Origin of the sequence: Geobacillus sp. B4113_201601, assembly GCF_001587475.1 — a bacterium.
GTDB classification, from domain to species: Bacteria; Bacillota; Bacilli; order Bacillales; family Anoxybacillaceae; genus Geobacillus; species Geobacillus icigianus.
The window spans coordinates 6,326-32,718 of record NZ_LQYX01000046.1; the positions used below are offsets into that span (position 1 = coordinate 6,326).

A 26,393-nucleotide genomic window follows, 5' to 3' on the forward strand; every position below is an offset into this window, starting at 1 on the left:
AACCCCAAACAGACGAAGCGTTTCGGCAATGCGTCGGCCGATCTCGCCCGTCCCGTAAATGACCATCCGCTGTTCGCTAAGTCGCTTCGGGGCGACCGGCTTCCACTGCCGCTGTTCTTGATACCAAGCATACACGTCATGGCATTGGGCGTCGCGCAGCAAGTAGCTGAGGCAATATTCGGCGATCTGCTCGCCAAATGACCCGATCGTCCGCGTCAGCAGCACGTCCGGCTTCCATTCCCGCTTCCACAAAAACGCGTCGACCCCCGCGCCGAGCGAATGCACCCAGCGCAAATGGGCAAGCGAAAACGGCCCGGCCGGCCGAAAGCCGATGTACGCGTCCGCCCAAGCAAAATCCGCCTCCTGCAATTCGTCTTCAGCGACAAAGCGAAACGCTTTATCGGGCCGCTTGTCCGGAAGAAGAGAGGCAAGCTCGGCATAAAGCCTTCCCGTCACGAGAATGCGTTGGATGTTCATGGACGCACACCACCTCCAGCCGCTCAAATCAACGTCCCTTCTTCACGCGCTGCTTTTTTATTCGCGATGTAGCCGGCAGCCAAAACAAAAATCGTCACACCGGCCGCGACGGCATAGACGAACGGACCGTGCGAAAGATGAAGCAAGCGGAGCACCCCTTCGTCGCCAACGATCATCTTCCCGGCCGTCCACGCTAAAATGCCCGACCCAACGTACGCGACCCATCGGTGTTGTTCCATCACCCGGACGATCGCTTTGGAGCCGAAAATCATAATCGGGATGCTGATGGCTACCCCGAGCGCCAGCATGCCAAGATGCCCTTCGGCCGCCCCAGCCACAGCAACAACGTTGTCCAAGCTCATCACCGCATCGGCGATGATAATCGTCATAATCGCCTTCAGCAACCGGTCTGATGATTGTACGTTCGCTTCCTCTTCCCGTTCAACAAGCACTTTATAGGCGATCCATACGAGCAGCAATCCGCCAACGAAGTGAACGAACGGAATGTTCAGCAAAAAGACGATGATGGCCGCAAACAAGAGGCGGAGCAACACCGCCCCAGCCGTCCCCCAAAAAATCGCCTTGTTTTGCTGGTCTTTCGGCAGCCGCCGCGTCGCCATCGCAATGACGACCGCATTATCCCCGGACAAAATGATATCAATCGCAATAATTTTCCATAAGGCCAACAACGCCGCGGCCGAAATCGTCAACAGAAGCCACCCTTTCCCCTTTTTCCCTCTTTCTCATCTTACCGCAAATCAAGGAAAGGGACAACTGTACAATACGCCGCGAGAGGACAAGACTTTGCACAAGGTTTTTTCAGTTCGCTAACTTCGCACAACTAGGAAAGGATGAGTCGATACAAAAACGGCAGCGGCTCTAACGATCAGCTGTTTGTCGAGAAAAGCACAAAGAAAGACGGCTATGCATCGCTAAGCCGCCGACCTTTCTAGCACTTTGGCTGTTTTAGCGGTGCTAAGCCGTCACATCAAACTTTTCGGATCGTAAAAAACTTGCGCAGCAACCACGATCCTGGAGCAAATCGAAGCGTAAGCTGCCATGCTCCAACGCCGGCAAGTTGAAATTGCCAAGCTAACTTCATTTTCTGTCCCATGCTTCGGATATCTTCAAACCATACTTCGTGAACGTTCCCGAGTTCATCAGTATACTGGAAAAACGGGGATTCATCCGCCAATGAATACTGAACAAAGGATTGATAGCGCATAGCCGTATGAATCGCTTCTTGATTGGAACGTGCCTTAGCGATTGTTCCAAGTCGATAAGGGATGACCCAGTCATATCCGTAAAGAGGAAGTCCTAACAAGATTTTTTGCCGCGGTACGCGTTCAACGGCAAACTGCAACGCCGCCCTCACCCCGCCGATCGGCGCCACAGGGCCAGGTTCACTGGCCAAATGGTGCCAATCGTAAGCCATGATGAACATATAATCGACAACAGCACCAATTCCTCCATAGTCGTATCCTTGCAGCCATGGAATATTTTCGCTCGTTTTCGCCGGAACCGCAATCGTCACGACGTATCCGGCCGGCTTGAGCCGATCGCGCAGCTGGCGCAGAAAACCGGTGAATAAATCGCGGTCCTCGCCACGGATTTGCTCAAAATCAATGTTGACCCCGCCATATCCCTTTCGCGATACTAAATAAAAAATGTTTTCAATGAGATTCGTCCTAGCCTCTGGGTTGTTCAATACTCGGCTCGCAAGTATCGGGCTGAATCCTTGTGTTGTTAAATTTGTAATGGCAACAAGCGGCGTCACCCGATTTCGCCATGCTTCCCTAACAGCAGCCACATCATCCAGTTCATTCACCACATCGCCGTTCGGGGCAAAGTGATATTCGAAAAGGGTGATATACGACGAATACGGGGCAAAATTACGAATCATCGTCCGGTCGGCGCTCGGTTCGCGAACGACATAGTAGCCTAACGTTGTCGCCTGATACCATGAAATATTGGGAATCGTGATTTTCATCCCAGGGCGCAGGGCATTCGGCTGAAGATGGGGATTAGCTGCCTGCAATTGTTCAAGTGTGACGAACGCCCGCCGAGCAATGGCAGTCAGTGTATCCCCTGGCTGCACCGTGTACGTGTAGAGCGGGATGAGCAACGCTTGGCCGGGGACGATGTTTGACGCTGTCAACCCGTTGACAATGCGAAGATCTTCCACCGAATAATCGTATCGACGGCCGATGGAAAACAGCGAATCTCCCGGTTGCACTGTATGGGAAAACATTTGCACCGCCTCCGTTATGGCTTGATGTGAAAAATGGGTGGCGATATCTTCTAATATATGCGCTTAACCGGGTGTTGCATGTTGTCTATGATTTTTTTAAACCGATGATGGAAATGTCGTATTGTCCGTCCGGCCATCGTTGCATGTTGTCTTTGATTTTTTTAAACGCTCGCTCCACTGTTTGAACAGCTGCTGACCGCCCGCCGCTTCAGCCAAGCATCCATGGCCTCAATATCGTGGGAAAACACGCGGTCCGCCACAATGGAAGGAACGATGCGGCGCGCCTCGTGGTAAAACTGCCTCGTTGACACAGCCAGTCGCTCGACGCCGCGCGCTTCGACAGCTTGCAACGCGCAAATGAGCTCAATCGCCAGCACCTTTCTTGCGTTTTGCACGATCATGTACGCATGGCGGGCGGCGGTCGTCCCCATGCTGACATGATCTTCTTGGTTGGCCGATGACGGAATGGAATCGACGCTGGCGGGATGAGCGAGCGTCTTGTTTTCCGATACGAGCGACGCCGCGACGTATTGCATAATCATCGCCCCCGACTGCAAACCGGGCTGCGGGCTTAAAAACGGCGGCAAGCCTTCGTTCAAATGCGGATTTACGAGCCGCTCGATGCGGCGCTCGCTCATGTTGGCCAGCTCCGCCACCGCGATTTTCAACAAATCCATGGCGATCGCTACCGGCTGGCCGTGAAAGTTGCCGCCGGAAAGAACGTCCCCGTTCGCAAAGATGAGCGGATTGTCGGTGGCGGCGTTCATTTCAATTTCGAGCGTTTCTTTCACATAGCGGAGCGCCCTGAGCGACGCCCCGTGCACTTGCGGAATGCAGCGGATCGAGTACGCATCTTGCACGCGCCGCTCCCCTTGCCTTGTGGTCAGCTGGCATCCAGCGAGATAACGGCGCATTCGTTCCGCCACCTCCGCCTGTTCCGGAAATCCGCGGGCTTCGTGGATGCGGGCGTCAAAGGCATCGGTCACGCCATAAAGCGCCTCGACCGTCAATGCGGCGATCCGCTCGCTGTCGTAAGCGAGCTGTTCCGCGGCTAAGCAAGCCAAAATTCCGACGGCCGTCATCGCCTGCGTCCCGTTAATGAGCGCCAACCCTTCCTTCTCTTTCAGGGAGAGCGGCGGAATTCCCGCTTGCGAAAGCGCTTGGGCGGCAGGCATCCGCCGGCCTTGATACATCACTTCCCCTTCGCCGACAAGCGCCAGCGCCACGTGAGCCAGCGGCGCCAAATCGCCGCTCGCGCCGAGGGAACCTTGCTGGGGCACGATCGGGTGAATGCCGGCGTTCAAAAACGTAAGCAGCTGCTCAATAACCGCCGGCCGCACGCCGGAATACCCTTTTAACAAAGCATTCGCCCGCAACAGAAGCAGCGCCCGCACCACTTCCTCGGCAAACGGCTCGCCGACCGCACAGGCGTGTGAGCGGAGAAGGTTGATTTGCAGCTGCTCAAGGTCGCTTCCTTCAATGCGCACATCAGCGAGTTTGCCAAAGCCCGTATTCACCCCATAGATCGTTCGTCCGCTCGCAATCGCTTGTTCCACTGCCGCTCGGCTTTTTCGAACCGCTTCCATGCTCTCTAAAGCGGCCGCCACTCGTTCCCTCCCGTAAACGACGCGTCTTGCCTCGTCAAGCGTTAACGAATGCCCGTTCAACACGATCATCATTTCATCCCCTTTCGTTCATGTCCAAACACAAAAAGAGGCGCCCCTGCCGTTTCCGGCAAGATTCGCCTCCTCATGACTCATTGCTTTAGGCGGATCCGTCTCTATCGAATGGCCCGAGCCGCCGCGTTATATATGATTGATGCCGAGCCCAACCGCCTCGTGCTCGAACCCGCGCACCGGGGCCCCAATCGTCCCGTACAAGGCGACGGCGATCCACTCTCCTTCTTTTGGCCCTTCATACGGTGTGCCGCGCACGACGGCGAAACGAAGGCCGGCCGTTCTTAACAAATCTCCTAGCTCCATCTGCCCCCTCGTCACACCGTGCACCGCCTCTAAAATCGCATGATACAAGGCGTGCATATCGCGGTACAAGCCGCCGTCAACCACTCCATGCCGTTTCGCCGCCGTCTCGATCGCCGCGACGATTTTTTGCGGCTCCATCGCCCCGACGCGCCCTTGGCAATAGCGCCAGGCGAGCGACTCAAGCTGATGAAGGACCGGGCCTTCCTCCCCTTCGTCAAGCATCGCCAGCCAAAGCGACAAGCGGCCGATGCGCGCCGATTTTTCGTTTCCCATGCTCGATGCTCCCGTTTGTCTTTTTTTCTATTGTATGACAGTGGGAAATATGGAGTCAACCGTTTTTTCCATATTTTAGCACGATGACTTGTTATCGGAATAAAGGCCTATGATCAGAAGGGATGGCAAGTGAGGTTGTTTTCCCCCGGTGGTTGATGGATGTTTCCTAACCGATCATAGGAAAGCAGCGAATGGCTGAAAACCACAATAATACTCGATTTACATTTTATTGAATGTATGATATCATAAGAATATCAAATTAATATGAATTAGGGGGACAATCAATGAGGGAACAGAACGCTTGGTATCTCGATGGATTCATCGGTATCGGCGGCATCGCTATGCTTCTCATCGCCGGGGTTCTCCTTGGCGCAAATGGCAATCGAACAGCTTGACAAAGAAAACATGTTAGAGTTAGATGATGAACGGAAAGCGGCGATGGTCAACAACTTGATGGTCGCGATCGTCTCCGAACGAACCACCCAGCCCGTGATCAACACGGGCAGTCTATATTAACGGTTGTGGAGTGCGATGACAAAGAAAAAACCATTCCCTTTGCGCATTGACTATGAGTTGTATGCCGTCTTGGAACAGTGGGCGCAAGAGGAATTCCGCAGCGTCAACAGCCATATCGAGTATTTGCTGCGGGAAGCCGCCAAGCGGGCCGGACGACTCGGAAAAGGAAAAACGGATCAAAAAAGAAGCTAGCTGGCAACAGCTGGCTTCTTTGTTTTTCAGTCATGGGCATCTGTTACAGAAATATAATGATAGCAGAGCTCTTTTTAAAAAAAGGGACGACCCGATGCCGCACCCGCTGCCGCCGCTTACGGCCCTTATGAAAGTTTATTGATCGTCCCGCCGCGCTTGCAACAGCGGAGCCACCTTTTTCGCCACGCGGAAGGAGGATAAGCATGGAAAGCTACTATACTGTGCTCGAAGCGATCGCCGGCGCTCCAAGCGATGGCGTGGTAGCCATCATCATGGACGTTGAAGGCTCGGCCTATCAAAAAGAAGGGACGTGCATGTGGATTGACGCAAATGGAGAAACGGTCGGGCTGCTGAGCGGCGGATGCCTTGAAGAAGCGGTGGCGGCCCACGCTCGTGACGTATTGGTGAGCCGCCAAGCAGCTGCTGTTTCGTTTGATTTGCGGACCGAGGACGATTGGTCTTGGGGGCAAGGCGCTGGCTGCAACGGACTCATCCGCGTTTGGCTCGAGCCGGTGACAGAGGACACAAAATCGGTCTGGCTGGCGCTCAAACGCTGCCTTGACCGCGGCGAACATGTGCTGATGGCGCGAAGCATCGCTCATCCTAAGGAACCGCTGTTTTTCCAAAGCGAAACAGGGGAGCGCTTCGGCGGCTATGCGTCGCCGCCGAGGTCGGAATGGCTCAACGCGCTGCATGGCACCCCGTTTTTCCGCGACCGAAACGGGGTGCAGGAAACGGATGACGGCGCGTTTTACATCCAACATTTTTGGCCGAAACCGCGCCTCATCATTTTCGGTGCCGGCCCGGACGCCCCGCCGCTCGTGTCGGCGGCCAAAGCCGCCGGGTTTTCCGTCACCGTCAGCGACTGGCGCCCGGCGTTTTGCCAGCCATCGCACATCCCGGACGCCGATGCTTGGGTTCTCGGCTTTCCGCATGAAACGGTGCCGATGCTGCACCTTACTGAACGCGACTTTGTCATTATGATGACCCACCAGTTCGAGCGCGACCGGGAACTCGTTTCCTTGTTAGCCGACATGCCACTCGCTTATCTCGGTGTGCTCGGTCCGCGGCGGCGCACGGATCGCCTTTTTCCGTCCGGCTCGGCTCCGCCGTTTGTCCGTTCACCGGTCGGACTGCCAATCGGCGCGCGCAGCCCACAGGAAATCGCCATTAGCATAGTTGCCGAGCTGATCAGCGTTCTTCGCGGGCGGACGCCGCTGGAGGCCTCCCGATGAACAAGGGCGCCATCGCCGCCGTTTATTTAGCGGCCGGGCAAAGCCGGCGGATGGGGACCGATAAACGCGCCTTACCTTGGGGAGACGGGACGCTCGGGGCAGCCGGGCTCAAGGCGGCGCTTCGTTCCTCCCTCTCGCCCGTCATCGTGGTCGTGCCGCCCAATGACGCGCTCGCCTGGCTTCCTGACGCGCTGCTTCGCCATGACAAATGCCGCCTTGTCCGCTGCGCCGCCTGTCACCGCGGACAGGCGCACTCTCTCGCCTGCGGCTTGCGAGCAGCGATGGCAGAAGAGGCGGACGCCGCCGCCGTATTATTGGCCGATCAGCCGTTCGTAACAGCGGAAACGATCGATGCTCTCGCCGCTCTTTATCGTCGCCATCGCCCGGATTACCTCGCCTTTTCCCGCTCGGGCACGCCGATGCCCCCGGTCATCTGGGGAAAACGGACGTTTCCTTCCCTGCTGGCGCTTGAAGGGGATGCAGGCGGACGGCAGCTGTTTCACGATCCGCATTGGCGCGGTCTCTTCTGCGAAGGAGACAAGTGGATCGGCATGGACATCGACACCTATAGCGACTATGAACGCGGGGTCATGGAACAAAGACGAAAGGAGGAGTCCTTCCATGGCTGTTGGGAAAAGTGTGATCCGTAAAGAGGCGCGGGATAAGGTGACCGGGCGCGCCAAGTACACAAACGATTTCAAACAGCCGGGAATGCTGCACGCCGCCTTGGTGACAAGCCCATACGCCCACGCGCGTATCACCTCCATCGCGACAAGCGCCGCGCTTGCCGCCCCCGGCGTCCGCGCCGTCCTGACCGGCGAGGGACTGCCGCTCACCGGTGAAGACATGCGCGACCGCCCGCCGATCGCTGCTGATAAAGCGCGCTACTTTGGCGAGGTCGTCGCCGTCGTCGTCGCCGATACGCTCGCCCAGGCCGAACAAGCCGCCCGCCTCGTCCGCGTCGCTTACGAACCACTGCCAGCGGTCGGCTCGCCGCACGAGGCGCTGAAAGAAGGGGCTCCGCTATTGCATGAACATCTCGACCGCTACGAAAAAAGCAAAACGACTCATCCTGAACCAGGAACTAACATCGCCCACCGGACGAAAATCCGAAAAGGCAACATCGAACAAGGCTTTGCCGAAAGCGATGTCATCATCGAAACGAGCGTCTCTTTCAACCCGTCCGACCACGTAGCGATGGAGACGCGCTGCGCTACAGCGGAAATTGGACTGGACGGCACGATCCGTATCACCGCCTCGTCACAGTCGCCCTTTATGATCAAAAAGCTGCTCCATACCTATTTTGGAGAAGACACAGGCAAGATCATCGTCCACACGCCGCTTGTCGGCGGCGCTTACGGAGGCAAAGCTCCGGTGCAGCTCGAGCTGCTCGCCTACCTCGCCGCGAAGGCGGTCGGCGGCCGGAAAGTGAGCGTTTGGAACAGCCGCGAACATGACATGGTCACCTCGCCCGTCCATATCGGATTGGAGGCAACGGTCAAAATCGGCGCGACAAACGACGGCGTTTTCAAAGCGATGGAAATTCTCTTTTTGTTTGACGGCGGCGCTTATTCCGATAAGGCGATTGACGTCAGCCGCGCCGCGGCCGTCGATTGCACCGGCCCATACCATGTCGAACACGTCTGGTGCGACTCGCTCTGCGTCTATACGAATCGGCCGTATGCGACGCCGTTCCGCAGTTTCGGCCATTGCGAGCAGTCGTTTGCTGTGGAGCGTGCTATTGACGAATTGGCAAAAGCGCTGCGGCTTGACCCGTGGGACGTGCGGCGCAAAAACGTCATCCGCCCGGGGCATACAACCCCGACGCAAGTGCGGCTCACGAAAAGCAATGTCGGGGATATGGCGGCCTGCCTTGACCGATTGCGCGAACTGATGCGCTGGGACGAGTGGCAACGCGTCGAGCTTGACGCCTATACTGTGCGGGCCAAAGGCATCAGCGGCGGTTGGAAAACGTCCACGATTGACACTGACGCGAGTTCCGGCGTCATTTTAACGTTCAATTCAGACGGCAGCGTCAACCTCATTTCCGGCGTCGTCGAAATCGGCACAGGCACGAAAACGGTGCTCGCGCAAATCGTCGCCGAACGGCTGAACATGAACGTGGACGATGTTCATGTCAAAATGGACATCGATACGCAAACGACGCCGGAACATTGGAAAACGGTCGCCAGCCGCGGAACGTTTATGGCCGGGCGCGCGGCTTTGGCCGCCGCCGATGACGCCATCCGCCAGCTGAAAGAGATCGCCGCCTGCGTGCTGCGAGCCTCACCCGCCGATTTGGAAGTCGGCTTCGGGCGCGTCTTTTTGCGCGACGACCCGGCCATTTTCATCCCAGTAAAAGACATTGCCTACGGCTACAAATTTCCCAACGGCAACGCCATCGGCGGACAAGTGATCGGGCGCGGCCACTATATTTTGCGCCACTTGACCCCGCTTGATCCGGAAACTGGCGCCGGAAAACCGGGGCCGGAATGGGGTGTATGCGCCGAAGGAGTCGAAGTGGAGTTCAACCGCCGCGACTACACGTACCGCGTTGTAAAAGCGTACGCGGTCATCGATGCCGGCAAGGTGCTCAACCCGAAAGCGGCGCTTGGCCAGGCGATGGGGGCGATGAGCATGGGGCTGAGTTTGGCCAGCCGTGAAGGGTTTCTTTTTGATCAAGCCCAACGTGTCTTAAACCCGCAGCTGCGCACGTACCGGCTGATCCGCTTTGGCGAACATCCCGTCTACATTGTCGAATTTGTCGAAACGCCGCAAATCGACGCTCCGTACGGTGCGCGCGGCATCGGCGAACACGGCTTGATCGGCATGCCCGCCGCTTTGGCAAACGCCTTATCGCTTGCCGCTGGTGTGCCGCTTAACGAACTGCCGCTCGTTCCCGAACTCATTTGGCGGAAACAGAAAGGAGACGGCTATGGTTCCCTTTGATTTTGCCTACTATCGGCCACAGTCGATCGCTGAAGCGACGGCGCTGTTTCTCGAACTGGAACAACAAGGAAAACAGCCGCTCTATTACAGCGGGGGCACCGAGATCCTCACCCTATCGCGCCTCGGCTTCGTTTCTACCGCCGCTGTCATTGATATTAAGGAGATTCCCGAATGCCGGGTGCTTGACGCCGACGGGGATCCTCTCGTGCTCGGGGCGGCGCTGGCGCTCACCGTGCTCGAAGAAACGAATCCGTTCCCTTTGTTGACAAAGGTGGCCAAAGAAATCGCCGATCGGACGGCGCGCAACCAAATTACACTCGGCGGCAACTTATGCGGGCAAATTTTTTATCGTGAAATAGCGACTGCGCTGCTCGTTGCAGAAGCAGACATCGTCATCGCCGGGCCAGCCGACATCCGTCAAGCCCGCATCAATGATTTATTTCATCAACAGCTGCAGCTGGGCCGCGGTGAGTTTGTCGTCCAGTTCAAGGTTGACCGCGCCACCGCCACCCTGCCCCATTTCCATCGCAAGCGCCGCAAACAAGGTGAAGTCGGCTACCCGCTGGTGACGATTGCAGCGCTGAAACAAGACGAGGCCGTTCGCGTCGCTTTCAGCGGCATCTGCCCGTTTCCGTTTCGCTCGGCTGACGTCGAGGCGCACCTCAACGACAGGAACCGCCCGATTGGCGAACGGATCCAAGCGGCAATCGCCGCCTTCCCGCGCCCGATTTTGCATGATATTGAAGGATCGGCAGACTACCGTCTGTTTGTCGCCGCCCAACTGTTGGAAGATGCGCTTCGCGAGTTAGGGGAATCCATCTAGAAGGCTGGTGAAAAACATTGGTTTCCTTTGGTCGATGAATAAAAGTGTGCAGTGTTGCAAGGCTTTTCTATTTGAGAAACGATGCCAGGAAGCGGTATACACGATATAATCACCGGCCCCTAGGAGGGCGGTGAAAAATCGTTGTTTGCCTTGATCGATGATGGAATGCTTGAACATAGTGCAACCAGTTTTTCTACTTGAGAAACGATTCTGAGAAGCGTTTGTGCGAGTAAATCACCGGCCCCCTAGGAGGGCGGTGAAAAACGGCTGATTCCCTTGCTCAATGCGGGGGCGAAAAGCAGAGGCGATGCAACAAGGGTTTTCTCATTGAAAAATGACAGTCTAAAGCCGTATTCCCGATGAAATCACCAGCCTCTTAGACGGGAGGTGCACTGCACGATGGAAGAACCGACAAAACGGGAGCTTGTGTTGCACATTAACGGCGAGCAACGAACCGTCGTCGTCCGCCAAGCGGAGACGCTGCTGTTTGTTTTGCGCGATCACCTCGGGCTGACCGGTGCCAAACCGGGGTGTCTAAACGGGGACTGCGGCGCCTGCACCGTCCTCGTCAACGGCACGCCGATCAAATCATGCATGATGCTGGCGATCGAAACGGTCGGCAAACCGATCACGACGATCGAAGGGCTCGATGATGCTCCTATACAGCAGGCCTTCGTCCGCCACTTCGCTTTTCAGTGCGGCTACTGCACGCCGGGCTTCATCATGAACGCTCAGGCGCTCATCGACCGGCATCCGGACGCCGATGACGCGATGATTCAAGAATGGCTCGAGTCGAACATTTGCCGCTGCACAAGCTATCAAGAAATTGAAGCGGCGGTCAAAGAAGTGCTCAAAGCCAGCAAAACGAGCGTGACGCGCTAGCGCCATTTCCAGCTGACATCGCCCCAAGCAGCCGGCGGCACAAAGAGTCGGCCAAGAACGCTCAGCCATCGTAGAAGCGGTTATCGGCGGAGGCTGGCCCCGAAAGTCGTTTGCCTTGATAGAAGGCCGGTAAAAAATCGCTGTTTACCGATGGAACGCGCGAACATAAAGGCCGGTGAAAAACCGCTGTCACACACGAATCAGCGGCATGTTCATTCAGAAAAGATCCATGGGCGGCGATCGACCCTCCACCCAGACATGAAAATCTCGCGACAGTTCGGCATTTTCACGGAAAAGCTGATTCTGCAAGGTTTCTCAAATTGAGAAACGAATGGAATGAGCAGTATTTTGCACGAAATCACCAACCTTATAGAGGCCGATGCAACAAGTTTTTCTACTTGAGAAATGATTCCGGGAAGCGGTTGCCCGAGTCAATCGCCAACCTCATACATTCCGTGTACAATCATCGCATATCAGGTGAAAGAGGGTGTCCCGTTCTTTCGGCGACACCCTCTTATTGAATTTGTACAGCCGCGAAAACCACGGTTTTTCCCTCCCATTCCAAAGTCCTATTGACAAAAATATAACGTTCACGTTAATGTTATATTTGTGAAAAACGCGGTTGGTCATGATGCAACGAAAGCGAGGGCCCCATCATGAAACGATTGAAAATTGACGACGTCGCCAAAGCAACCGGCTTGACGAAACGCACGATTCGCTATTACGAAGAAATTGGTTTGATCAAACCGCCAGCGCGGAGCGACGGCGGTACGCGCCTTTATACCGAGGAGGAGATCGAACAGCTGAAACAAATTATCGCCGCCCGCGAAGTGCTTGGCTTTTCCCTTCAGGAGCTCCAACACTTTTTATCCTTAAAAGAAAAAATCGCCGCGCACCGGGCCGAACTCCTTCAGACTGCCGATCATGAAAAACGGCGCGAACTCGAACAAATCGCTGCCGGACTGCGCCAACAAATCGCCATGCTGGACGAAAAGATGAAGAAAATGGAAACACTCAAACAAGAGTTGAAACAAATGGAACAGCGAGTCAACACGATTTTGCAGGAAGGGAGAGAAGAATAATGGACGAAGGAAGACAAACACGGGCGCGGTGGATCACCGTTGCCGCTGCATTTTTGGCGTTTATGGGCATCGGGGTGGTCGATCCGATTTTACCGGTCATTGCCGAAAGCATCGGCGCAACCCACTGGCAAGTGGAAATGCTGTTTACCGCCTACATTTTTACGATGGCCGTCATGATGATTCCGGTTGGTCTCATCGTCAGCCGCGTCGGCGATAAACAAATGATGGTGATCGGACTTGGCCTTGTCACGATGTTCTCATTATTGTGCGGCTTTGCGGCGAACATCCCCCAATTATCCCTCTTCCGCGCCGGGTGGGGGCTTGGCAATGCGACATTTTTTGCGACCGCCATGACCTTGTTGATCGCCTTAACACCGCAGGCGAGCACGGCTGTCGGCTTGTATGAGGCGGCGATCGGCCTCGGGATGGCCGGCGGTCCGCTCATCGGCGGGCTGCTTGGCCAACATTCATGGCGCTACCCGTTTCTCGGCACGAGCGTGCTCATTTTTATCGCCTTTTTGCTTGTCGCCTTGTTTGTGTACGATCCGAATAAAGGAAAACCAAAAAAGGCGGCCGGGTGGCAAGAAATGCGGCGTCTGCTCGCTTTTCCGCCGTTTTTGAAAGGAGCGGTAGGCGGTATGCTTTACTATTACGGCTTTTTCGTTGTTCTAGCGTATTCGCCGCTTATCATTCACTTATCGGCCATTCAAATCGGCCTCGTCTTCTTCGGCTGGGGGCTTTGCCTCGCCTACGGTTCGGCGGTGCTGGCTCATCGGCTGGAGGAAAGACATGAACCGAAACATCTACTGCCGTACAGCTTATTGCTGTTTGCGGTGTTGCTGCTGCTGTTGGCCGTCGCCCAACCAACGTGGCTGACGATCGTCTTGATCATTTTGTCAGGGCTTGTATCCGGCGTAAACAACGCCTTGTTCACAAGCTACGTAATGGAAAGTTCGCCGTACGAACGTGGCGTCACTTCCGGCATGTACAACTTCGTCCGCTGGATGGGGGCGGCCATCGCCCCGGTACTGTCCGGCGTCATCGGCCACGCTTTGTCCGTCAAAGCCCCGTTTATGGTCGCCATGGCGCCGGCGCTGGCCGCCTTTCTTTTCCTAGCTTGGCGCAAAGGCGAGCCGTCGGAAACGAAAGCCGCCTAACCGCCGCGCATAGCGGCGCGATCAGCACCGCCACCCCACCCCCGTTTCGCAGCTGAAAACGGGGTGGGGTGGTTTTCGTTTGGTGCGTTCTTCTCTAGCGATCTGTTTTCTTCTCGCGAATCATCACTCCGCGCCGCTTCATCTCCTCAATATACACATCCCCTGGAACGATTTGTTCAGGCGGATAGACGCCGCGCTTTTGGATGATGCCGCGGCCGATCAGTTGGGCGACAGCGGAAATCGTGTACGCTGTCGTCCGCGCCATCGCCGTCACGTTGTTTTCGCGGTCGTTGAATGTCACCGTCTCATATTCGAGCACCGTTTCCTTTCCTTCTTTCCGCCCGCCGACGATCACCCGAAGCAAGACGACATCGTCTTTCCCTTTTAAATCAAGAAGCGGCGTCAAGACGGCCAGCAGCACGTCGCGCGGCTTGATTGGGCGCCCGCCGATCTCCACTTCAAAATCGTTGCGCGTCAAGTTCAAGTCAACGAGGAGTTTGAATTTTTCCGCGTGGCCGCGATAGCGGATCGTTTTATACTCAAGCCGCTTCAAGTTCGGAAACGAGCGCGACAGCGTCGATGTTCCTCCTGAAGTATGAAACGCTTCAAGCGGCCCAAACCGTTCAAAATAAATCGGCTCGATCTCTGAAAGGGACGGAACTTCCTGCACCTTGCCGTCGCGGATGATCAAAGACGGATCGGTGTAATGATCAAGAAGCCCTTCCAACGAAAACACATGGTTGTACTCGAGCGGTGGATCGGGATGGACGGGAATGCCGCCGACATACAGCTGAATCGATTCGACTTCATCGAGTTGGCTCGCTCCATAGCCGGACAAAATATTAATCATGCCGGGAGCGACACCTAGGTCAGGAATGATCGTCACCCCCGCTGCCTGGGCTTGATCATGGAGCTCCAACACGCGGTCGGTAATATGGCCGATATGCCCCCCTAAATCGACCGAGTGAACACCGGAGGCGATCGCTGTTTTCGCCACGGTTTCATTAAACCGATAAAACAGCGCATTGACCACCACATCATGCTTTTTCATCAAAGCGGACAGCTGTTGCTGATCGCCGGCATCCGCTTGTACTGCCGAAAGTTTTTCCGATTGGAGTTGCCGCGCGGCTCGCTCCGCTTTCGTTCGATCGACATCCGCCAAGGTGACGGCTTCCACCGCTTCGCTTTGCACTAAATCACGCGCTGCTTCCTTTCCCATCAACCCTGCGCCAAGCACGAGCACTTTCATCGTTTCTCCCTCCTGTCACCGATTGTTGATCATGCGCTCGCGTTCTAGAAGGCTGGTGATTTCGTGCAAAATACCGCTGACTTCCACCCATTTCTCAATGAGAGAAACCTCGCAGAATCAGCTTTCTTTTTGGAATGAAAATGCCTCCGATTGGTGTGTGACATCGGTTTTTCACCGACCTTCTAGGAGGCTGGTGATTTACTCGCGGATACGGCTTTACAATGTTATTTCTCATTTCGAAAAACCTTGTTACATCGGGTCCTGTTTTTGCTCATTCCCCCATTAATGAAAGGAATCAGCGGTTTTCACCGGCCTTCTAGACGCTCTTCCCTTTTGCCGCAGATGCCCTTCCTTTGGCTACCCGTCCTCCCCGTCGGCCGCCGTTTTTCCGTTCCGCGCCGATGGCAGCCCGGTTCAGTCAGCCGTATCAATTTGCGCCCGCTGCAGTCTGCCGCTGAAATCGACATAAATGCTCCGCCACTCGGTGAACACGTCAAGCGCGGCGACGCCGGAGTCGCGATGACCGTTGCCCGTCCCTTTCGTACCGCCAAACGGCAAATGAATCTCCGCACCCGTGGTGCCGGCGTTGACGTACACAATGCCGGTGTCCAAATCGCGCATGGCCCGAAACACGTTATTGACATCGCGCGTGAAAATCGCGCTTGACAGCCCATAATCGACGCTGTTGTTGACATCGATCGCTTCGTCCAAACTGCGGACGGAAAGGATCGACACGACCGGGCCGAAAATTTCTTCGCGGGCGATGCGCATCTTCGGCGTGACATCGGTGAAAATCGTCGGTGCGTAGTAGAAGCCGCGCGCATAGTCGCCTTCACGCAATATATAGCCGCCCACAAGCAGCTTCGCCCCTTCTTCTACGCCAATGCGCACGTAGCGGTCGATTTTTTGCAGCGCTTCTTCATGGATGACCGGCCCTACCTTGACCGTTTCATCGAGCCCGTTGCCGATTTTCAATGTGTTCACGGCTTCAAGCAGACGCCGCTCAAGCTCCTGTTTCACCCGCTCATGGACAATGACCCGGCTGCACGCGGTGCACCGCTGCCCCGAGGTGCCAAAGGCGCTCCAAATAATGCCGTCGACCGCTAGCGACAAGTCGGCGTCATCCATGACGATCACCGCGTTTTTCCCGCCCATTTCAAGCGAAACTTTTTTCAACAGCCGTCCGCATGTTTCCGCAATCATCCGCCCGACTTCATTCGAGCCGGTAAACGAGATGACCTTGACATCCGGATGTTCGACGAGCGCATTGCCAGCTGTCGGCCCGTCGCCATGGACGACATGAAACACTCCCGGCGGCAAACCCGCTTCTGCAAAAATGCGCGCCAACTCCTGCGCCATAATTGGCGTTTCCAGCGCCGGCTTCCACACGACCGCATTGCCAGCCACAAGGGCAGGGAACGACTTCCAAGTAGCGATCGCGATTGGGAAATTCCACGGCGTGATGATACCGACTACCCCGACTGGCACCCGAACGCTCATGGCGAATTTATCTTTCAACTCCGATGGCGTCGTGTCGCCGAACAACCGCCGCCCTTCCCCCGCCATGTAAAACGCCATATCGATGCCTTCTTGCACTTCGCCGCGCGCTTCCTCAATCACTTTGCCCATTTCCATCGTCAACAGCCGAGCCAGCGCCTCTTTCCGCTCTTGAAGCAGCGTCCCGACTCGATACAAAATTTCCGCGCGTTTCGGCGCCGGCACGAGCGCCCATCGTTTTTGCGCTTCCTTGGCTGCCTGAACCGCCTCATCGATATCTTGGGCCCCTGACATCGGCGCCTTGGCGATGGTTTCCCCTGTCGCTGGATTGATCACCGGCGCCCACCGCCCAGTGCTCGGTTCTTTCCATTTTCCATTGATATAGTTTTGAATGTTCATCGCCTACTCCCCCCATTTTCGCGCAATGGAATGATGGAGCCGGATCGCGGCATTTCCCGGCTCCGTGGCCGGGAGCACCTTTGCGGCCGCCTCCTTTTTCGAACCATCCAACCGGCACATCAACATTGGCAACGGTGAATATTTTTTGGAACAATCACCGTTCCCAACAAAACGACTGCCGTCCGCGGTCACAGCGATTGCCGCGCCCGCAGCTCCTGCATCGTCGTCGAGACCGAAAGACAATCGGGATCAGCCAGCACTTCAATGACCGTCGGGCGTTTGGCCGCCAGCGCCGCGCACAGCGCCTCTGTGAACTGCTGTTCCGTCTGCACTTGGAAGCCAAGCCCATTCAAACATTCCGCCAAGCGGGCAAACGGAACGCTCCCCAACTCCGTTCCGATGACCCGACCCGGAAACCGCAGTTCTTGATGCATGCGAATCGTCCCGTACATGCGGTTGTTAAATACGACGGAGATGATCGGAATGTCATACCGGACAGCTGTTTCCAACTCTTGCATCGTCATCATAAATCCGCCGTCTCCCGACAGCGACACAACCGTTCGGTCGGGCAATGCCAGTTTGGCGCCTATGGCCGCCGGCATGCCGTATCCCATGGCTCCGGACGTCGGTCCGATATACGTATGGCCTTCGCCAAACGGGAAAAACGTGTGAAGCCAGCCGGCAAAATTCCCTGCGTCGTTTGTGAAAACAGCGTTGTTCGGCAAATGGCGCGCGAAACTTGCCATGGCCGCTTCATACACATTGCGCGGTTTTTCTGGCAGCGTTGCGGTTTGTTCATACTGCTCCCGCCGTTTTGCCACCCATTCTTGCCAGCTCGGCCGCACCGCAATCGTCAGCAGGCGGGATAGCGCTTCCCGACAGTCGGCCCAAATGGCCACGTCCGGCGCGCGCACTTTTCCAAACCCATCGCTGTCCAAGTCAATATGAATGAGCGTCTGATTAGCAGACGGTACACAGTAGTCTTGCGTAGTCACTTCCGATAACCGTGTTCCGAGCGCAATCACTACATCGGCCTGCTCCGCTGTCTCCCTCACCGCTTCTGGCGCTCCCAAGCCGAGATGCCCGACGTAGCACGGGTGATCATGGGGAAATACGTCATGGCGACGGAACGCTGCCATCACCGGCAACGAATACGTTTCAGCCCATAACCGCAGCAGCGGCTCCGCGCCCGCCCACTTGACACCTCCGCCGGCGATGACGAGCGGCCGCTTGGCGCGCGTCAGCCAAGCTTCGACTTCCCGAACGTCCTCGTGGCGCGGAGCCGGCTTCGGCACTTGGGTGGAAGCCATCACAGCTTCCGGGACGGTTTGCCAAAGCACATCCTCCGGCAGCGAAACGACAACCGGACCGGGTCTGCCCGTCTTCGCGGTGCGAAACGCGCGCTGCACCAGCTCCGGCACTCGTTCGGCGTCGCGAATTTCGACCGTCCATTTCGCGAGCGGGCGAAAAAACGCCTCCAAATCAACCTCTTGAAAACCTTCCCGGCCAAGAAAGCGGCTGTCCACTTGCCCTAAAAATACGACCATCGGCGTGGAATCTTGTCTAGCCGTATGGACGCCGATCGCCAAATTGGCGGCGCCGACCGCCCTTGTTGCTAAGACGACGCCGCATGTCCGCGCCGCTTTCGCATACCCTTCCGCCATAAACGACGCTCCTCCCTCATGGCGGGCGGAAATGAACTCAATCGACGGCTCTTCATAAATGGCGTCAAGCAACGGCAAGTAGCTTTCCCCGGGCACGCCAAACACATGGCGGATCTGTTCCTGTTTTAGACATTCCACGATGACCTTGGCCACCGTCACGTTTCGGATCGTTCGTTTCATGGCGCCAGCGCCCCCCCATTCACTCGTTTCCACCGCTCCAATGCTTGCTCGAGCCGCTCAATCGGCGCCGAGAGCGAAACGCGGACGTACCCTTCTCCGGCCGGGCCAAACGCCGTTCCCGGTGTGACGATAATCCCCGCATCATCGAGCAGTTGGGTGGCAAATGATTCGGATGAGTACCCTGTGGGAACGGGAACCCATAGGAAAAAAGTCGCCTTCGGACGCTGCACGTTCAAGCCGAGTTCGCGAAGCCCTTCCACCATCCTGTTCATGCGCGCTTCATAAACCAAACTGTTCGCTTTCGCAAAAGCCTGCCCGTTCGTCAGCGCAGCAGCGGCCGCTTTTTGAATGGGAATGAATTGACATGTGTCGATGTTGCTTTTGATGACCGAAAGCGCTCGAATTAGGTGGCGGTTTCCCACCACATACCCGATGCGGCAGCCCGCCATGTTATAGCTTTTCGACAATGAGCCAAATTCGACCGCTACCTCTTTCGCCCCGTCCACCTGCAAAATGCTCGGTGACTGAAACCCGGCGAACGTCACCAATGAATACGCGGCGTCATGGGCAATGAACAGCCGATGCCGGCGCGCGAGGGAAACGGCCTCGGAAAACACGCCGATCTCGGCCACGGCCGCGGTCGGATTGCTTGGATAGTTGAGGAGCATCAGCTTCGCCTCATCATACACGTCGGGAGAAAGCGCAGCAAACTGAGGCGCGTAACCGTTTTGAGCATCCAAGGGCAGCGCCCGGCTCCGCCCGCGGGCAAAATGAACCGCCGTTCGATAAACGGGATAACCGGGATCCGGCACAAGCACAAGCTCTCCCGGCTTCAGAACCGCTTGCAACAGATGAACGATCCCTTCCTTCGAGCCGATCAAAGCGAGCACTTCCGTTTCTGGATCGAGCACGCCCCCGTATTCCCGTTCATAAAACCGGGCGACCGCCTCCCGATATTCCTTGCAGCCGCCATACGGCGAATACGTATAATGTTCCGGCGCCTCGAGCTCTTTTTTCAACACCTCGATGACAAAGGAGGGCGGCGGCAAATCGGGAGCGCCGATCCCTAAATCAATGACATCGACCCCTTGCTTCACCAGCTCCTCTTTTTTCTGTTGAAAACGGGAAAACAAATAAGGCGGCATCGTCTCCACAAGATCGGAAAACAAAGTCAATCCCCTCCCTCCTCATGCCCCTTCGTTTCAGTGTATGCGCCCACTCACTGCTCACATGCCCATTCCTGATCCCGCCCGCACTGACTGACATCTCCCAATTCTCAAAGAAACGTTCCATGGGCAACGCGATCTGCCCCACCTAGGGATGAAAATCTCACGCCAGTTCGGCTGTTCCATAGGCAGCGCGCCCCACCCAGGGTTGAACATCCCGCGCCGGTCCGGCATTTTCACAGAAATGTTGCATGAGCAACGTTTTGCCTTCCATCCGGGGTTGAACATCCCGCGCCAGTTCGACATTTTCACAGAAATGTTGCATGGGCAACGTTTTGCCTTCCATCCGGGGTTGAACATCCCGCGCCAGTTCGACATTTTCACAGAAATGTTGCATGGGCAACGTTTTGCCCCCATTCAGGGATGAACATCGGCGTCAGTCCGGCACTTTTTAGAAAACGCTCCCAAAAATAACGTGCTCGACCATACAAATTCGGAGGCGCTTCGAAAAGTCTTGCATTTCGTCGTTGGTCCATAAAAAGAAGCGGCCAGCACCATCTATCGTTCGATGACGCAACTGGCCGCTGTCTATGGAAGCGAAACGCCGGCGAAGGCGCTGCAATAGACTGCGCAGTTTTCCCTTCACAAATAAATTATGTTATGACTAGAAATTTACCTCTTATGTCATTATCATAACAGATAAAAAACAATTTGTAAATATATTTTTATTCTATATTTTCTGTATAATTGTATATCCTTACCCAACTGGCGGGCTTCCGCGCTTTCATACGTTCGTCCGTCCTGACTGGACTTGTCATTGATACAGAGAAGCGCCCTTCTGAACAAATTCCTTCGCTTTCGCTTGCATGCCGTCTTCTTTCATTTTCCGCTGCAGCTCATGAGAAATGCTCATCGAGCAAAATTTCGGCCCACACATCGAACAAAAGTGGGCGGTTTTCGCCGCGGCAGCCGGTAAAGTTTCGTCATGGTATTCACGGGCGCGCTCCGGGTCAAGCGATAAATGGAATTGGTCGTTCCACCGAAACTCAAAGCGCGCCTTTGAGAGCGCATCGTCGCGCTGCTGGGCGGCCGGATGTCCTTTCGCCAGATCAGCGGCATGGGCGGCGATTTTATAAGCGACCACCCCGGCACGCACATCCTCTTTGTTGGGCAGCCCTAAGTGCTCTTTCGGCGTGACGTAGCAAAGCATCGCCGTTCCATAGGCCCCAATGATGGCGGCGCCAATGGCTGACGTAATATGGTCATATCCGGGCGCGATGTCGGTGACAAGCGGCCCTAACGTATAAAACGGCGCCCCATGGCAAATTTCCTGCTCCCGCTCGACATTTTCGCGAATTTTATGCATCGGAATGTGTCCCGGCCCTTCGATCATCACTTGCACGTCATGCTTCCAGGCGATGGCCGTCAACTCCCCGAGCGTCTTGAGTTCGGCAAACTGCGCGTCATCGTTCGCATCGGCGATGGAACCCGGCCGCAGCCCGTCTCCGAGCGAAATGGCCACATCATACTGTCGCAAAATTTGGCAAATATCTTCAAAATGCGTATACAAAAAGTTTTCTTGATGATGTGCCAAGCACCATTGCGCAATGATTGAGCCGCCGCGCGAGACGATGCCGGTCACGCGGCTGGCGGTGAGCGGAATGTAGTGAAGCCGCACCCCAGCATGAATGGTCATGTAATCGACCCCTTGCTCGGCTTGCTCGATCAGCGTTTCGCGGTACACGTCCCATGTCAGCTTCTCGGGCGCTCCCCCGACCTTTTCGAGCGCCTGATAAATCGGCACCGTTCCTACCGGGACCGGCGAGTTGCGGAGAATGTACTCACGCGTTTCATGAATGTGTTTGCCCGTCGATAAATCCATCACCGTATCGGCGCCCCAACGCACCGCCCACAGCAGTTTTTCCACTTCATCGTCAATCGATGACGAAACAGCCGAGTTGCCGATATTGGCGTTAATTTTTACATGGAAGCGGCGGCCGATGATCATCGGTTCGCTCTCCGGATGATTGATGTTGGCGGGGATGATCGCCCGCCCCGCCGCCACTTCCTGGCGGACAATTTCCGGATCGATTCGTTCGCGAATCGCGACAAACTCCATTTCTGGCGTGATGATCCCCCGTTTGGCGTAATGCATTTGCGTCACCGCTTTTCCTAGCTTCGCGCGCAAAGATCGGCGGGCAAAGGGAAGCGCCAGCGAACGAGGAGCGACCGCCCGCGGCTCCACTTCTTCGACATCGACGCGCTCAATGATCCAGCGATGCCGGAGAGGTGGCAATCCTTTTTCGATATCTGGCTCAAAATGAGGGTCTGTATACGGCCCTGTTGTGTCGTACACACGCACGGGCTCGTTTTCCACTTCGCCGTGGGCTGTCTTCGTCGGCGACAGCATAATTTCTCGCATCGGCACGCGCACGTCCGGACGCGATCCCTCGATATACACTTTGCGGCTAGATGGGAATGACATTAATGTGCGGATGTTTTCCATGCATGGATCCCCTTTCTTTTGATTTCATCGACTGGATCCATGCCATCACGCTTGGAAGAAGGCAACCATCAAAAAGGGAAAGAGAGAGGACGAGACAAAACAAAAACAGGTTCCGACAACGGAACCTGATCGAAGGCAAAAGGGCAAACGAACATGACACGTCCATCTGTTCCCGCTGCCTGCTTCCCTACGCTGGCATGACCCAGATCAGGTTCAAAGGGTCAAAGAACTTCACCGCGTTCTTTTCTCAGCCCGGCTCTCGGACTCCCCTAGCAGATTACGCGTATGACGCGATCACAGCTCATTTTCTTCATTTTATCGCATCGTCAGCCGGCAGGCAATCTTTTTTTCACTGCCGACTGGGGCGAGATTTGGCCCCCCCTTTCGTATCCATGTTTTTTTCAATTACACCGAAAAATGCTTCAGCATCGTCCGCATCTCGTCCGCCATTTGGCCCAACGATGCCGACGAAGAAGCGATTTCTTCGACGGAAGCCATCTGCTCTTGCGTTGCCGCCGATACGTTAGCGGTGCTGGCGGACGATTGTTCTACAATATCGGTCATCTGTTGCAACGCTTCATCCACATGACGGACATGATCCGTCATCTGTTCAAGCGCCAGCGAAACTTGTCCGATTTGTTCGCTCACCTGCCCCACCGCCTCACGAATATGGGCAAACGATGCCCCACAAGCATGGGCAGCATTCAGTCCATGCGCCACTTCCGAGACGACCCGTTCGGTGGAAGCGATGGCCCGCTTCGTCTCTTCTTGGATGTAGCCGATCAGCTCAGAAATTTGCTGCGCAGAACGAGCCGATTGTTCAGCCAGTTTTCTCACCTCGCCGGCGACGACGGCAAATCCTTTCCCTTGCTCACCAGCGCGCGCCGCCTCGATCGCCGCGTTGAGCGCCAACAAATTCGTCTGTGAGGCGATGCCCGTAATGGCCTCGGTAATTTGTCCGATCTCGTTCGATCGTTCGCCAAGCGCTTTGACGATCTGACCTAGCGATTGGACATGACCGTAGATAAACTGCATTTGCTCCGACATTTTCTCCACCGATTGCTCCCCAGACTCGGCCTTTGCCGCGGTTTCCTGAGCCCGATGAGTGACATCTTTTGTCCGACGGTCCACATCGCCGAGCGTTCGGGAAATGGTATTGACTGCCGCCGCCGTGCCGCGAACAGCGCTAGTCTGCTCTTCGGCATGAGACGCCATCGTTTCCATGGTGGTCGCGATTTGTTCGGTAGCTTTTGTCGTCTGTTCGGCGACAGCGGCAAGCTGTTGCGAATATTGCGCGACTTCCTCGGCATGATGCTGGATGCTTTTCATAACTTCTTGCCATGCGTCCGCCATATAATTTAACGATGCCGCGATCGGCCGCAGCTGGCGCACCCGGTCCAATGGCACACGCGCCGTCAAATCCCCCTCCGTCATCTTCTCTAAGTGGCGGTTAATAACGGCGATCGGCGCAACAAACCGCCGGTAGTTGAGCGAAGCGGAGATCAGACCGATCAGCGCACCAAACAGCACGGTGGCCATCAATGTCCAGCCAAGCGCTGCACCATGAATGTCATTCGCTAGGCAGACCCCCGCGCCAATCGCTGCCGTGCCCGGAATGACAACAAACATCGTGCGGATGATATAGCTCGTTAGCGACAAACCATTTCTCCTCCTTCTTTTGTCACGTCAGTCGTTTCATGGTGATCACTGCATGAAATTGATTCGCTGTCGCGCGTTCATGTAAATTTTACCGATATAAGAATTATACTAATGAAAAATGATCATCCGAACAACATTTTTATGCTTCAAGCCTCTCTGCCCCCCCAACAACCACGTTTTTGTCTTTTTGAAATTTTTCTCAAGCGCGTGATATGTATTGATGGCTAAGCCAATTTATTCGACATTGGAATAAAAAATCCTCCCGATTTCCGTCGAAAACACACGAAATATGAATTTACTGAACACCGTTGCCAGAAGGACGGTGAAAAACGGCTGTCACACACCGATCAGAGTCATTTTCATTCAGAAAAGAAAGCTGATTCTGCGAGGTTTCTCTCATTGAGAAACGGGTGGAGCTCGGCGGTATTTTGTACGAAATCACCGGCCTCCTAGAAAGCTGGTGAAAAACCACTGATTCCTTTCATCAATGGGAGAATGAGTGAAAAACAGGATCAATATGGTAAAACCGTACCCGCGATGAAATCGCCAGCTTTCGAAGGACGCGGGAACTGACTGAGAGGCAAAGACACGTTTTATCAAGGCTTCGCTTCTTGAGAGTCAGCGCCGATGTCCTCATCCCGCATCGCAACTCTGCGAGCAAAAAGAAACAGGCCCCCATTTGAGAGCCGCTCGTTTCCTTGGTTACGCCGTCGTTTTTTTCTGTTGTTACATACATCCTAGCGATAAAATCGTGAATCGACCGTTTGTCTTCTCTTGCAGCTACCATCATCGCACTGATAATAAGTCCCATTCCAAAAGTAACAAAATACACAAGTCTGTCGACAAACGAACGCAAAAACATCGTACCAAGGCCGACTTTGCCGCCGTTTACTTTGGCAATTCGGATGCCGATCATCCGTTTGCCGACCGTATAGCCATACCAAACCGCCGGAACAACTAAAGCGTAAAGCAAGTTGGCCAATGTCGTAAACCAGTTCGTTTCCATACTGCCCGTAATCAAATAGCCGATGACCGAAATCGGAATGCCGATCACAATAGCGTCCAACAAGTTAGCCAACAACCGTTTCCAAAATCCAGCCGGACGGTTCATTTCTATCTGTCATTCCTCCTTTTGCTCCGCTGATATCATTCTATTCTTGACGAACGGCGGAATTGTCTTTATTTCAGCAGACATTTTTCCAAATGAAAAACATCTTTTTCACCATTCATGACCGCTAAAACGTTCTCCGGCACAAGGACGTAGCCACGCAAGGACGATAAGGTCGGTGACGACTGGCACGAGCAAATCGGCGGCATCGCGCAAAAAAGTTGATTTCGTCAGGCTTTTCTCACTGAGAAACAGATCAAATCGCACTATTTTGTACGGAATCATCGCTCCTCGATCGCTGGCGCTGTTTCACTACCATAATTTTGCAGCCACTGCTGAAAAATCGTCCGGGAGCGGCCCTTTTTGAAAGAAATAACGGCGCAAGCGCGATAACAGCGTTCGTTCATCGAGCGAAACATACGGCGCAATCGCATCGCGAAACGTCTCAATTTTTTGACGCACTGAACCCACCTTCTCCCCTTCGATGGCTCCGTCCGAATACAAAATGAGCGTCGCCCCCGGCTCATAACGCAGCCGCCCGCTCTCAACAAAAAGCCGCGGGAGCAAACCGATCGGCGCACAGCCGCGGTCCAACTCCGCCACCGTTCCATCCGGCTGAAACAAAAATCCAGGTGGATGACCCGCCGAGGCATATTCGATCATTCGCTCCTTCACATCGACCAGCACATACATCGCCGTAAAATAATACGTCGTCCGCCCGTTTTCGTGATACAGTTGGCGCATATGGCGGTTGAGCTCCTGGAACACTTCGTTCGGAACGATTCCCTTGCGGATAACCCCGTTCAGAAGCGAACGAACGGACATGCAAATGAGCGAAGCCGCCGCCCCATGCCCCATCACATCCATTAAAAAAATGCCATAACGCCGTTGATCGATCGGATACCAAGCGTACATATCCCCACCCACCTCCCGCGACGGTATGTACGTTCCAGCAATGGAAATCCCCTCAGCGGATAACGGCTTGCTCAATACCCGTTTTTGTACTTCGCGGGCCAGCTTTAAATCATCTTTCACCGCTATGATATCCGGCTCTTCTAAAGACGAACCAGAAAAGAGCATTCCCGTTAGGAGCTTTTCCGGGGACTTGATCAAAAAAAGCCCTCTTGGTATGATGCAGGGGTGTCA

The 26,393-nt window shown here is 55.3% G+C and carries 20 protein-coding genes, 4 pseudogenes and 1 riboswitch; of the genes and pseudogenes, 9 read left to right on the plus strand and 15 right to left on the minus strand.

The window, feature by feature from the left end; translation table 11 throughout:
* The 5 genes and pseudogenes from B4113_RS20395 to hutP form a co-directional block, all read right to left on the minus strand.
* Nucleotides 1–477, minus strand: a pseudogene (locus B4113_RS20395) (D-2-hydroxyacid dehydrogenase); the annotation flags it as partial.
* Between the two features lie 23 nt (nt 478–500).
* Nucleotides 501–1,187, minus strand: a complete 687-nt coding sequence (locus tag B4113_RS07120; protein ID WP_061912375.1) for a TerC family protein — start codon at nt 1,185–1,187, stop codon at nt 501–503.
* Nucleotides 1,188–1,465: 278 nt separating this feature from the next.
* On the minus strand, nt 1,466–2,728 hold the full coding sequence (locus B4113_RS07125) for a LysM peptidoglycan-binding domain-containing protein (protein ID WP_061912376.1): 1,263 nt from the start codon (nt 2,726–2,728) through the stop codon (nt 1,466–1,468).
* Nucleotides 2,729–2,889: 161 nt separating this feature from the next.
* Nucleotides 2,890–4,404, minus strand: a complete 1,515-nt coding sequence (gene hutH / locus B4113_RS07130) for a histidine ammonia-lyase (protein WP_033018476.1) — start codon at nt 4,402–4,404, stop codon at nt 2,890–2,892.
* Nucleotides 4,405–4,533: 129 nt separating this feature from the next.
* Nucleotides 4,534–4,983, minus strand: coding sequence for a hut operon transcriptional regulator HutP (gene hutP, locus B4113_RS07135; protein WP_033018477.1), 450 nt, complete (start codon nt 4,981–4,983; stop codon nt 4,534–4,536).
* A gap of 363 nt (nt 4,984–5,346) precedes the next feature.
* On the opposite strand from hutP, the pseudogene B4113_RS07140 reads away from it, so the two are divergent.
* The 9 genes and pseudogenes from B4113_RS07140 to B4113_RS07175 form a co-directional block, all read left to right on the plus strand.
* Nucleotides 5,347–5,499: pseudogene (locus tag B4113_RS07140) on the plus strand (SPFH domain-containing protein); the annotation flags it as partial.
* 15 nt (nt 5,500–5,514) lie between these two features.
* On the plus strand, nt 5,515–5,691 hold the full coding sequence (locus B4113_RS18615) for a hypothetical protein (RefSeq protein ID WP_033018480.1): 177 nt from the start codon (nt 5,515–5,517) through the stop codon (nt 5,689–5,691).
* A gap of 203 nt (nt 5,692–5,894) precedes the next feature.
* Complete coding sequence (locus B4113_RS07145) at nt 5,895–6,926, plus strand: XdhC family protein (RefSeq protein WP_033018481.1); 1,032 nt, start codon at nt 5,895–5,897, stop codon at nt 6,924–6,926.
* Nucleotides 6,923–7,576, plus strand: a complete 654-nt coding sequence (gene pucB, locus B4113_RS07150; RefSeq protein ID WP_033018483.1) for a xanthine dehydrogenase accessory protein PucB — start codon at nt 6,923–6,925, stop codon at nt 7,574–7,576. Before B4113_RS07145 ends, pucB begins: the two co-directional genes overlap by 4 nt.
* Nucleotides 7,548–9,875, plus strand: coding sequence for a xanthine dehydrogenase family protein molybdopterin-binding subunit (locus B4113_RS07155; protein WP_033018484.1), 2,328 nt, complete (start codon nt 7,548–7,550; stop codon nt 9,873–9,875). The genes pucB and B4113_RS07155 overlap by 29 nt, the downstream gene beginning before the upstream one ends.
* The gene (locus B4113_RS07160; RefSeq protein WP_033018485.1) at nt 9,862–10,698 is read left to right on the plus strand and encodes a xanthine dehydrogenase family protein subunit M; all 837 of its coding nucleotides are present in this window, start codon (nt 9,862–9,864) and stop codon (nt 10,696–10,698) included. The genes B4113_RS07155 and B4113_RS07160 overlap by 14 nt, the downstream gene beginning before the upstream one ends.
* Before the next feature lie 399 nt (nt 10,699–11,097).
* Entirely contained in the window at nt 11,098–11,580 is a 483-nt protein-coding gene (locus B4113_RS07165; protein ID WP_033018487.1) for a (2Fe-2S)-binding protein, read from the plus strand.
* Between the two features lie 656 nt (nt 11,581–12,236).
* Nucleotides 12,237–12,662 (plus strand): MerR family transcriptional regulator, encoded by a 426-nt coding sequence (locus B4113_RS07170; RefSeq protein WP_033018488.1) that lies wholly within the window; start codon nt 12,237–12,239, stop codon nt 12,660–12,662.
* Nucleotides 12,662–13,819, plus strand: a complete 1,158-nt coding sequence (locus tag B4113_RS07175; RefSeq protein ID WP_033018490.1) for an MFS transporter — start codon at nt 12,662–12,664, stop codon at nt 13,817–13,819. Before B4113_RS07170 ends, B4113_RS07175 begins: the two co-directional genes overlap by 1 nt.
* Before the next feature lie 94 nt (nt 13,820–13,913).
* Here B4113_RS07175 and B4113_RS07180 read toward each other — a convergent pair whose 3' ends face one another.
* The 10 genes and pseudogenes from B4113_RS07180 to B4113_RS07225 form a co-directional block, all read right to left on the minus strand.
* The gene (locus tag B4113_RS07180) at nt 13,914–15,068 is read right to left on the minus strand and encodes a saccharopine dehydrogenase family protein (protein WP_033018491.1); all 1,155 of its coding nucleotides are present in this window, start codon (nt 15,066–15,068) and stop codon (nt 13,914–13,916) included.
* Between the two features lie 414 nt (nt 15,069–15,482).
* On the minus strand, nt 15,483–16,964 hold the full coding sequence (locus B4113_RS07185; RefSeq protein WP_033018492.1) for an aldehyde dehydrogenase family protein: 1,482 nt from the start codon (nt 16,962–16,964) through the stop codon (nt 15,483–15,485).
* Between the two features lie 188 nt (nt 16,965–17,152).
* Nucleotides 17,153–18,808, minus strand: coding sequence for a thiamine pyrophosphate-binding protein (locus B4113_RS07195; RefSeq protein WP_033018494.1), 1,656 nt, complete (start codon nt 18,806–18,808; stop codon nt 17,153–17,155).
* Entirely contained in the window at nt 18,805–19,983 is a 1,179-nt protein-coding gene (locus B4113_RS07200; RefSeq protein ID WP_061912377.1) for an aminotransferase class I/II-fold pyridoxal phosphate-dependent enzyme, read from the minus strand. Before B4113_RS07200 ends, B4113_RS07195 begins: the two co-directional genes overlap by 4 nt.
* Nucleotides 19,984–20,137: 154 nt before the next feature.
* Nucleotides 20,138–20,377, minus strand: coding sequence for a hypothetical protein (locus tag B4113_RS07205; protein WP_131385652.1), 240 nt, complete (start codon nt 20,375–20,377; stop codon nt 20,138–20,140).
* 411 nt (nt 20,378–20,788) lie between these two features.
* Nucleotides 20,789–22,480, minus strand: coding sequence for a phosphomethylpyrimidine synthase ThiC (thiC, locus tag B4113_RS07210; RefSeq protein ID WP_033018127.1), 1,692 nt, complete (start codon nt 22,478–22,480; stop codon nt 20,789–20,791).
* Nucleotides 22,481–22,647: 167 nt separating this feature from the next.
* A riboswitch (TPP riboswitch) is annotated at nt 22,648–22,761 on the minus strand.
* A gap of 124 nt (nt 22,762–22,885) precedes the next feature.
* Nucleotides 22,886–24,139 (minus strand): methyl-accepting chemotaxis protein, encoded by a 1,254-nt coding sequence (locus B4113_RS07215; RefSeq protein WP_033018124.1) that lies wholly within the window; start codon nt 24,137–24,139, stop codon nt 22,886–22,888.
* 715 nt (nt 24,140–24,854) lie between these two features.
* Nucleotides 24,855–25,250 (minus strand): annotated as a pseudogene (locus B4113_RS07220) (RDD family protein); the annotation flags it as partial.
* A gap of 108 nt (nt 25,251–25,358) precedes the next feature.
* Nucleotides 25,359–25,532 carry a hypothetical protein gene (locus B4113_RS19840; protein WP_160331366.1) on the minus strand — a complete coding sequence of 58 codons (174 nt, stop codon included), beginning with the start codon at nt 25,530–25,532 and terminating at the stop codon, nt 25,359–25,361.
* Nucleotides 25,533–25,559: 27 nt separating this feature from the next.
* Nucleotides 25,560–26,291: pseudogene (locus B4113_RS07225) on the minus strand (PP2C family protein-serine/threonine phosphatase); the annotation flags it as partial.
* Between the last annotated feature and the right edge of the window lie 102 nt (nt 26,292–26,393).

Excerpts from the sequence above, each read along its gene's own strand:
- B4113_RS07195 (WP_033018494.1), bottom strand. The coding sequence starts at position 18,808 with ATGAAACGAACGATCCGAAACGTGACGGTGGCCAAGGTCATCGTGGAA.
- hutH (WP_033018476.1), bottom strand. The coding sequence starts at position 4,404 with ATGATCGTGTTGAACGGGCATTCGTTAACGCTTGACGAGGCAAGACGC.
- B4113_RS07155 (WP_033018484.1), top strand. The coding sequence starts at position 7,548 with ATGGCTGTTGGGAAAAGTGTGATCCGTAAAGAGGCGCGGGATAAGGTG.
- thiC (WP_033018127.1), bottom strand. The coding sequence starts at position 22,480 with ATGGAAAACATCCGCACATTAATGTCATTCCCATCTAGCCGCAAAGTG.
- B4113_RS07125 (WP_061912376.1), bottom strand. The coding sequence starts at position 2,728 with ATGTTTTCCCATACAGTGCAACCGGGAGATTCGCTGTTTTCCATCGGC.
- pucB (WP_033018483.1), top strand. The coding sequence starts at position 6,923 with ATGAACAAGGGCGCCATCGCCGCCGTTTATTTAGCGGCCGGGCAAAGC.
- B4113_RS07170 (WP_033018488.1), top strand. The coding sequence starts at position 12,237 with ATGAAACGATTGAAAATTGACGACGTCGCCAAAGCAACCGGCTTGACG.
- B4113_RS07145 (WP_033018481.1), top strand. The coding sequence starts at position 5,895 with ATGGAAAGCTACTATACTGTGCTCGAAGCGATCGCCGGCGCTCCAAGC.
- B4113_RS07160 (WP_033018485.1), top strand. The coding sequence starts at position 9,862 with ATGGTTCCCTTTGATTTTGCCTACTATCGGCCACAGTCGATCGCTGAA.
- B4113_RS07185 (WP_033018492.1), bottom strand. The coding sequence starts at position 16,964 with ATGAACATTCAAAACTATATCAATGGAAAATGGAAAGAACCGAGCACT.
- hutP (WP_033018477.1), bottom strand. The coding sequence starts at position 4,983 with ATGGGAAACGAAAAATCGGCGCGCATCGGCCGCTTGTCGCTTTGGCTG.
- B4113_RS19840 (WP_160331366.1), bottom strand. The coding sequence starts at position 25,532 with ATGATTCCGTACAAAATAGTGCGATTTGATCTGTTTCTCAGTGAGAAA.
- B4113_RS07165 (WP_033018487.1), top strand. The coding sequence starts at position 11,098 with ATGGAAGAACCGACAAAACGGGAGCTTGTGTTGCACATTAACGGCGAG.
- B4113_RS07175 (WP_033018490.1), top strand. The coding sequence starts at position 12,662 with ATGGACGAAGGAAGACAAACACGGGCGCGGTGGATCACCGTTGCCGCT.
- B4113_RS18615 (WP_033018480.1), top strand. The coding sequence starts at position 5,515 with ATGACAAAGAAAAAACCATTCCCTTTGCGCATTGACTATGAGTTGTAT.
- B4113_RS07180 (WP_033018491.1), bottom strand. The coding sequence starts at position 15,068 with ATGAAAGTGCTCGTGCTTGGCGCAGGGTTGATGGGAAAGGAAGCAGCG.